The organism is Pseudonocardia xinjiangensis (assembly GCF_012911925.1).
Classification (GTDB): domain Bacteria; phylum Actinomycetota; class Actinomycetes; order Mycobacteriales; family Pseudonocardiaceae; genus Pseudonocardia; species Pseudonocardia xinjiangensis.
Genome location: NZ_JAAXKY010000230.1, coordinates 1 through 8103, shown reverse-complemented (window position 1 = coordinate 8103; position 8103 = coordinate 1). Strand labels below are relative to the sequence as shown.

7 protein-coding genes and 1 pseudogene are annotated in these 8103 nt (G+C 71.6%); 6 read left to right on the top strand and 2 right to left on the bottom strand.

Features of this window, described 5'->3' with window-relative positions; all coding sequences use genetic code 11:
* Window positions 1-113 (top strand): annotated as a pseudogene (locus HF577_RS35585) (IS5/IS1182 family transposase); the annotation flags it as partial.
* A gap of 9 nt (window positions 114-122) precedes the next feature.
* Here HF577_RS35585 and HF577_RS35580 read toward each other — a convergent pair.
* Window positions 123-1376 carry a PP2C family protein-serine/threonine phosphatase gene (locus HF577_RS35580; RefSeq protein WP_169400400.1) on the bottom strand — a complete coding sequence of 418 codons (1254 nt, stop codon included), beginning with the start codon at window positions 1374-1376 and terminating at the stop codon, window positions 123-125.
* 59 nt (window positions 1377-1435) lie between these two features.
* Window positions 1436-1642, bottom strand: coding sequence for a DUF4177 domain-containing protein (locus HF577_RS35575; RefSeq protein WP_169400399.1), 207 nt, complete (start codon window positions 1640-1642; stop codon window positions 1436-1438).
* A gap of 125 nt (window positions 1643-1767) precedes the next feature.
* Between HF577_RS35575 and HF577_RS35570 the strand changes: the two genes are divergently transcribed.
* The 5 genes from HF577_RS35570 to HF577_RS35550 form a co-directional block, all read left to right on the top strand.
* Window positions 1768-2445, top strand: a complete 678-nt coding sequence (locus HF577_RS35570; protein ID WP_169400403.1) for a GntR family transcriptional regulator — start codon at window positions 1768-1770, stop codon at window positions 2443-2445.
* 114 nt (window positions 2446-2559) lie between these two features.
* On the top strand, window positions 2560-3372 hold the full coding sequence (locus HF577_RS35565) for an N-acyl homoserine lactonase family protein (RefSeq protein WP_169400398.1): 813 nt from the start codon (window positions 2560-2562) through the stop codon (window positions 3370-3372).
* Window positions 3369-4661, top strand: coding sequence for a hydroxyacid-oxoacid transhydrogenase (locus HF577_RS35560; RefSeq protein WP_169400397.1), 1293 nt, complete (start codon window positions 3369-3371; stop codon window positions 4659-4661). The genes HF577_RS35565 and HF577_RS35560 overlap by 4 nt, the downstream gene beginning before the upstream one ends.
* Before the next feature lie 46 nt (window positions 4662-4707).
* Window positions 4708-5193, top strand: coding sequence for an FmdB family zinc ribbon protein (locus tag HF577_RS35555; RefSeq protein WP_169400396.1), 486 nt, complete (start codon window positions 4708-4710; stop codon window positions 5191-5193).
* Between the two features lie 5 nt (window positions 5194-5198).
* The coding region (locus HF577_RS35550; protein WP_456154040.1) for an FAD-binding and (Fe-S)-binding domain-containing protein at window positions 5199-8103 on the top strand (2905 nt) is incomplete at its 3' end.

The window sequence follows — 8103 nt, the reverse complement described above, 5'->3', positions numbered from 1 at the left end:
AGCGCTGCTTCAACCGGCTCAAGCAGTACCGGGCCATCGCCACCCGTTACGACAAGACCGCCCTGTCCTACCAAGCCATGATCGACCTCGCCACCCTACGAATGTGGCTTTGAGGACAGCTCCTAGTGGTCCTGCCCGTCCTCCATGGGCCGGGTGAGCAGACGTTCTGCGGCGCTCCCCGACCACTCGACGAGCATCAATGTGGCGTCGTCGCGCAGCTCGCCCCTGCGGTGCTCTCGCACGGCATGGGCGAGGCGCCGCAGCGTCTCCGGGGCGGCGAGCTGCGCCGCCGCCGCGTGCTCGGCCAGCTCGACGAGCCGGTCGACCCCGAACTCCTCGCCGTCCTCGTCCCTGGCTTCCACCACACCGTCGGAGTGCAGCAGGATCCGGTCGCCGGGCTCGAGGTACTCCTCGCCCAGCTCGTCGGACTGCGGCATCAGCGACGCCAGCCGGCCGAACGGCATGCGCAGGACGGCGTCGAGCGTGCGCACGACCTTCCCGCCGCGGAGCAGCACGGGCGGCGGATGTCCGGCGATCAGATAGCGCAGACACCCCGACTGCAGGTCGAGCTGGGCGAGCACTCCGGTGACGAAGCGGTGGTCGCTGAACTGCTCGGTCAGCGTGGCGTCGATCCGGGCGGCGACGCCCGCGATGTCGTGGCCCTCGCGGCGGGCGGATCGGGAGGCGGCGAGAGTGACCGAGGTGGTCAGGCCGGCGTTCAGGTCGTGCCCGGAGGAGTCGAAGATCGCGAAGTCGGCCCGCGACGTGCTGATCGCGTAGTCGAATGCGTCACCGCTGACGTTGTAGGCGGGCTCGAGCACGGCGGCCATCGCCAGTCCCTTGCCGCCGACGGTGAGCGGTGGCAGCAGCTGCCAGAGCAGCTCGCCCGCGACGGACATCGGGCGCGATCGCCGCGCCACCGCCAGCTCGTCCCCCTGCGTGAACTTGGAGGCCATCAGGTGGGCGACGAGCCCCGCGACGGCCAGGCAGTGCTCGGCGAGTGTCGGATCCGTGCCGCTCGAGTCCTCGTCGTTCGGGTTGGCGGTCAGGACCATCCGGGCCACTCCGAGGCGCTCCGCGCCGTCGACCAGCGGTACCCAGAGCACGCGGCGGCCCTCGTCGTCCCGGCCTTCCAGCACCGTGCCGAGCTGGAAGACCCGGCCCGGCAGCGTGCCGTCGACCCACAGGGGGCCTCCGGCGTCGCGCACCGGGCGCAGCTGTATCTGCTCGTGATCGGCGACGTAGAGCTCCGGGACCACCTCAAGCGGCTCGAGCGCGTCCTCCAGCAGGTCGCCGAGGGCGTCGCCGGAGGCCAGGTGGGCGCCTGCGAGCACGTCGAGCATCGCCTGGTGCCACCTGGCGTCCAACAGTTCCACCGGCCGAACCTATCGTGACGAGGCGCTGCGGCCCACGAGCTGGACCGCGACCAGCCTGGTCAGCCCACCGGACGCTCCAGCGTGACCAGCAGCCCGTCCACCCCGCCTGGGCCGATCCGGCCCTTCACCTCGGTGGACGTGATGGCCTTGAGCTGCCAGCCCTGTTGTGCCTCGTCGTTGAGGAGCCTCTCCAGCTTGTCGGCGGAGAGCTTGCCGCCGACAAGGCTCTCTCGCAGTTGCAGGACCCGGTACTCGTAGCGCGCCATGGTCAACAGGCTGCCAGGCCGCCCGGGCGCGCGAGCGGGTCCCGGGTGAGGACGGCCACTGGCAGGATCGCCGCCGTGCAGATCCTCTCAAGGGGCGCGGTGTGAGGCCGGTCCGCCAGACCGACATGGTCAACGCGCAGGTGCTCGACGCCCTGCGCGCCGCCGTCATCACGGGGGAGCTGCAGCCCGGCACGCTCCACTCGGTGCAGACGCTGGCCACCCAGCTGGGTGTCTCGCGCACGCCGGTCCGGGAGGCACTGATCAAGCTCGGCCAGCAGGGCATGGTCCGCTTCGAGCGCAACCGCGGGGTGCGCGTGCTGCAGACCACCCTGCACGATCTCGAGGAGGTCTTCGCGCTGCGCCTGCTGCTGGAGGTGCCGGCCACCCGGCGGGCGTGTCGGCAGATCGACGAGCCGGGCCGCCGCGAGCTGCGCAAGCTCTACCAGGCGATGGAGAAGGCCGCGCGGGCCGACGACGAGTACCGGATGTGGGAGCACGACCGGCGGTTCCACCTCGTGCTGCTGCAGGCGTCGGGAAACCTGCGGCTCGCCGAGTACGTCGACGGGCTGCGGGACATGGTGCTGCGCCGCGGCGTCTCCACCGCGGGCCTGTCACGCAGCCTCGACGACATCGTGACCGAGCACCGCGCGGTGCTCGACCGCATCGAGTCCGGTGACGCCGACGGGGCGGCCGAGGCGATGCGGGCGCACCTGCTGCACACCGCGGAGCTCCTCATCGCGCAGGAGGCGGGAGCACCACCCGGAAGCGTGGACGTCGACCTGGGCTGGACGGGGCGCCCCTGATCCATCGACCAGTCGGAATACGTTGACGCGTTGACGAGTGGCATGCCACATGCCACGGTCGGCCGAGGAACGCGCGGGTGAGCGCGGACCGGCTCGACGTCGAGAGGACCACCGATGGCGACTGTGAACAAGGTGAGCGTGATCCCGTGCGGGGCCATGACCGCGGACCTCACCTGGTTGCTGATCAAGCCGGGACGTTCGATCAACGACCGGACCTCCAAGAACTCGCCCGCCCCGTGGGTCGACGTGCCCTCGCACTGCGTCCTGGTGGAGACCGACGAGGGCAAGATCCTCTGGGACACCAGCTGCCCCCGCGACTGGGAGGAGCGCTGGCAGCCGACCGGCCTGCAGGAGTTCTTCCCGTACGACAAGGTCTCGGACGACGAGTACCTCGACTCGCGGCTGAACCAGATGGGCGTCGGGCTCGACGAGATCGACTACGTCATCCTCTCCCACCTGCATTTCGACCACGCCGGCAACGCGCAGATGTTCAAGAACACCAACGCGAAGCTCGTCTGCCACGAGAAGGAGCGGGACTTCGCCTTCGGGTTCGGCGGCCTGTTCAACGGGGCACACCTCAAGACCGACTACGAGGGTCTCGACTTCCAGACGGTCTCCGGCGACACGGAGTTCCTCCCCGGCGTCACGCTGCTCGAGACGCCCGGCCACACCGTTGGGTGCATGTCGATGCAGGTCGACCTGCCCGACAGCGGCACCATGATCTTCACGTCCGACGCCGTCTACATGGGCGAGAGCTACGGGCCGCCTGCCACGCCGGCGGCCATCGTCAACAACCTGGAGCAGTTCTACGCGTCGGTCGAGAAGCTGCGCGACATCCAGGAGCGGACCGACGCCACCATGGTGTTCGGACACGACGCGGAGCAGATCCACAAGCTGCGCCTGGCCCCGGAGGGTTCCTACACATGAGCCATCCCGACGTCGAGCTCACCGAGGAGACGATCTTCACCTGGGGCGCGCCGCCACTGAAGTTCGGTGCGGGCGCCTCCGACGAGGTCGGGTTCGAGATGTCCGGCTACGGCGTGAAGCGCGTGCTGATCGTCACCGACCCGGGGATCCACGCGCTCGGCGCTCCGCAGCGCATCGCCGACAACCTGCGGCGCTACGACATCGAGTCGGAGATCTTCGACGGCGTGCACGTCGAGCCCACCGACGACTCGATGAACAAGGCCACCGAGTACGCCCGCGCACAGGGCCCGTGGGACGGCTTCGTGGCCGTCGGCGGCGGGTCGGCCATCGACACCGCCAAGGCCATCAACCTGCTCACCAGCCATCCCGGCGAGCTGATGGACTACATCAACAAGCCGATCGGGAACGCGAAGACACCGCCGGGCCAGCTCAAGCCGCTGATCGCGATCCCGACCACGGCGGGCACCGGGTCGGAGTCCACCGCGATGTGCGTGCTGGACATCCTGTCGATGAAGGTCAAGACCGGGATCAGCCACTGGCGGCTGCGTCCCACCCTCGCCGTGATCGACCCGCTGCTGACGATGAGCCTGCCGCCCGAGGTCACCGCCGCGTCCGGCATGGACATCGTGTGCCACGCGGTGGAGAGCTACACCGCCCGCTACTACTCCACGTTCGACCGCAAGAAGCCCGAGGAGCGGGTGACGTACTGCGGCTCCAACCCGGTGTCGGACCTGTGGTGCGAGAAGGCGATGACCCTCATCGCGCAGTCGTTCCGCACGGCCGTGCACGAGGGCGACAACCTCGAGGCACGCTCGAACATGATGATGGCCGCGACCTTCGCCGGCATGGGCTTCGGCAACTCCGGGGTGCACATCCCGCACGCCAACGCCTATCCGATCGCCGGGATGGTGAAGGACTACCACCCCAGGGGCTACCCGGAGGAGGAGCCGATGGTCCCGCACGGGCAGTCGGTGTCGCTCACCGCGCCCGAGGCGTTCCGGTTCTCCTTCGAGAGCGCCCCCGAGCGGCACCTGCGGGCCGCGGAGCTGATGGACCCGCGTGCCGACAGGCTGAACGACGCGCGCGAGCAGCTGCCGTCGGTGCTCATCTCGCTGATGCGCGACATCGACATCCCCAACGGGATCGGCGGGGTCGGCTACACCGAGGCGGACGTGCCCGACCTCGTGCCGGGCACCATGAAGCAGCAGCGCCTGCTGGCCACGTGCCCGAAGACCCCGACCGAGGACGACATCGCCGACATCCTCACGAAGTCGGTCGAGAACTGGTGACGGCAGCGGCGGGGCAGGCCCCCGCCGCTGCGGCGCGGAGGGGCACATGCCGATCTACGTGTTCAAGTGCGGGTGCGGGCTGCGTTTCGAGCACCTCGCCTCGTTCGACGCGGCCGCGCCCGGCTGCCCGTCGTGCGGCGGGGAGACCCGCAAGATCCCCGCCGGGTTCAGCCTCGGCGGCCGCGCCGACGCGGGGCTGTCGAAGGAGCAGATGCCCCAGACCTGGCGCGGCACCTACGACGGGAGCCGTGAGTACGTCACCGGGCTGCGCAGGCAGTGGGACCGTCGCCAGCGGCTCGAGGCCAAGCACCCCGAGCTGGCAGGCGACCAGCGTCCGATCATCGCCCACGAGGGCCGCTACCACGACGCGCCGCTGAGGGCGGGCGACCCGATCGGCGGAGCCGCAGGGCACGGCCACGGGCATGGACACGGCCACGGGCACGGGTCCGCCGACCCACCTGCCGCCCCGCCGGCTGCGGCGAAGCCCACGTCCGGTTCGGCGGGTCCGGCGGCGCCGAGCACCTCAGACTGAACCCCGTGAGCACGGACATCCAGCACACCGACCTGTCCGACCTGCACGCCGACCTGGCCGCCGCCGTCCGTGGCCGCGTCCGGTTCGACGCCGCCACCCGTGCCATGTACTCCGCCGACGCGTCGAACTACCGGCGGGTGCCGATCGGGCTGGTCACCCCGTTGGACACCGACGACGTCGAGGCCGCGGTGTCGGTCTGCAGCACCCACGGGGTGCCGGTGCTCCCGCGGGGCGCGGGCACGAGCATCGCCGGGCAGGCGGTCAACACGGCCGTGGTGCTGGACTTCACGAAGCACCTGAACGGCGTGCTGGAGATCGATCCCGAGGCGCGGACCGCGCGCGTGCAGCCCGGGCTCGTGCTCGACGCGCTGCGCGACGCGGCCCGCCCGCACGGCCTCACGTTCGGGCCCGACCCGTCCACCCACAACCGCTGCACCCTCGGCGGGATGATCGGCAACAACGCATGCGGCTCGCACTCGGTCGCGTGGGGCAAGACCGTCGACAACGTGCACGCCCTCGACGTGCTCACCTACCGGGGGGAACGCCTGCAGCTGGGCCCTGGCCAACCGGCCACCGGACGCGTCCCGAGCGCGTTGCGCGGGCTGGCCGCCCGGATCGACGACGGCGTGCGCGCGTCCTTCCCCGACCTCACCCGCCGGGTGTCGGGCTACAACCTCGACCAGTTGCTCCCGGAGAACGGGTTCGACCTGGCCCGCGCGCTCGTCGGCACCGAGGGCACCTGCGCCACGGTGCTCGGAGCGACGGTCCGCCTCGTCGAGTCGCCACCGGCCCGCGCGCTGGCGGTGCTCGGCTTCCCCGACGCCTACCTGGCGGCCGACCACGTCACGGTGGTGCGGGAACTGGGGCCGTTGACCATCGAGGGCATGGACGCCGGCCTGATCGCGGCGCTGCGCGCGTCCAACCCGGCGGAGACGGCCTCGCGCGCGCTGCCCGCCGGCGGCGGCTGGCTCTACGTCGAGACCGGCGGTGCCACCCGCGCCGAGGCCGAGGCGGCCGCACAGGCCGTCGTCACGGCGATGAAGCCCTACGGGGCCACGAGCGTGGTCGTCTCCGATCCGGCGGCGATGAAGGCGCTGTGGCGCATCCGTGAGGACGGCGCCGGCATCGTCACGCGCTCGCCCGACGGCGGCGAGGCCTGGCCCGGCTGGGAGGACGCGGCCGTGCCGCCGGAGCGGTTCGGTGCCTACCTGCGCGAGTTCGACGCCCTGCTCAGCCGACACCGGCGGCGGGGGGCCTACTACGGGCACTTCGGGGACGGCTGCCTGCACATCCGCATCGACTTCGAGCTGGCGAGCTCCTCCGGGATCGCCGATTTCCGCAGCTTCATGGAGGACGCCGCCGACCTCGCCGTCGCGCACGGGGGGTCGCTCTCGGGGGAGCACGGCGACGGTGTCGCGCGTGCCGAGCTGCTGCCCCGCATGTACCCGCCGGAGATCATCGCGGCGTTCGAGGAGTTCAAGGGGATCTGGGACCCCGACGACGGGATGAACCCCGGCCGGGTCGTCCGGCCCGCGAAGCTCGACGAGGACCTGCGCGTGTTCGTCGGTATGCCGACGCTGCGCGACGAACCCGTGCTGGCGTTCGCCCACGACCGCGGGTCGTTCACCCGGGCCACCCGCCGCTGCCTGGGCGTGGGCAAGTGCGTCACCGACCACGGCGGCGTGATGTGCCCGAGCTACCGGGCCACCGGCGAGGAGATGCACTCCACGCGGGGGCGCGCCCGGCTGCTGTTCGAGATGGCCGCGGGCGACGTCATCACCGACGGCTGGCAGTCCCCCGAGGTGGCCGAGGCACTCGACCTGTGCCTGTCCTGCAAGGGCTGCAAGCGCGACTGCCCCGTCGGCGTGGACATGGCCGCGTACAAGACCGAGTTCCTCGCCCAGCGCTACCGGCACAAGGTGCGTCCGGCGTCGCACTACTCGATGGGCGCCCTGCCGCGCTGGCTGCGCCTCGTGGGACGGCTCCCTGCCGCGGCGGTGCGCGCGCTGAACGCGGCAGCCCGCGGCCCGCTGGGAGCGGTGGCGAAACGAGCAGGTGGCATCGCGCCGGAACGCGGAATCCCGGGAATCGCCCCGCACAGGTACACGTCCCCCAAGTTCAGGAAAGCCACTTTCAGGTCCGCAGAGGGCAGGAAAGTGGCTTTCCTGAACCGGGGGGCTCCGCGCGGGCGGCTCCTGCTCTGGCCCGACACGTTCACCAACCACTTCGACCCCGCCGTCGCCGCCGACGCGGTCGCGGTGCTGGAGGGGCTGGGCTACACGGTGGAGCTGCCGCCCCGGGACGTGTGCTGCGGGCTCACCTGGACCTCCACCGGCCAGGTGGGCGCCGCCCGCAGGGTCCTGCGCCGCAGCCTGCGCACCATCGAGCCGTGGCTCGTGACGGGGGTGCCGGTCGTCGGGCTCGAGCCGTCGTGCACCGCGGCGTTGCGCGCCGACGGCCCCGAGCTCCTCCCCGACGAACCGCTCGCCGCGCTCCTGGCCACCGGCGTGCGCACCTTCGCCGAGGTGCTCGCCCAGCACGCCGACGAGCTCCGCGGCGGCGTCGTCGCTCCGGGGCAGCGGGCGCTCGTGCAGGTGCACTGCCACCAGCACGCCGAGCTCGGCACCGACGACGACCGCGCGGTCATGGCGGCGCTGGGTGTCGACGCCGAGGTGCTCGACTCGGGTTGCTGCGGGCTGGCCGGCAACTTCGGGTTCGAGAAGGGGCACTACGACGTGTCGATGGCGTGCGCGGAACGGGTGCTGCTGCCGGCGGTCCGCGCCGCCGACCCCGATGTGGCCGTGCTGGCCGACGGCTTCAGCTGCCGCACCCAGCTCCGTCAGGCGGGCACGCGCGAACCCGTCCACCTGGCGCAGCTGGCCGCAAGAGCCCTCGGCCTCACCCCCACCC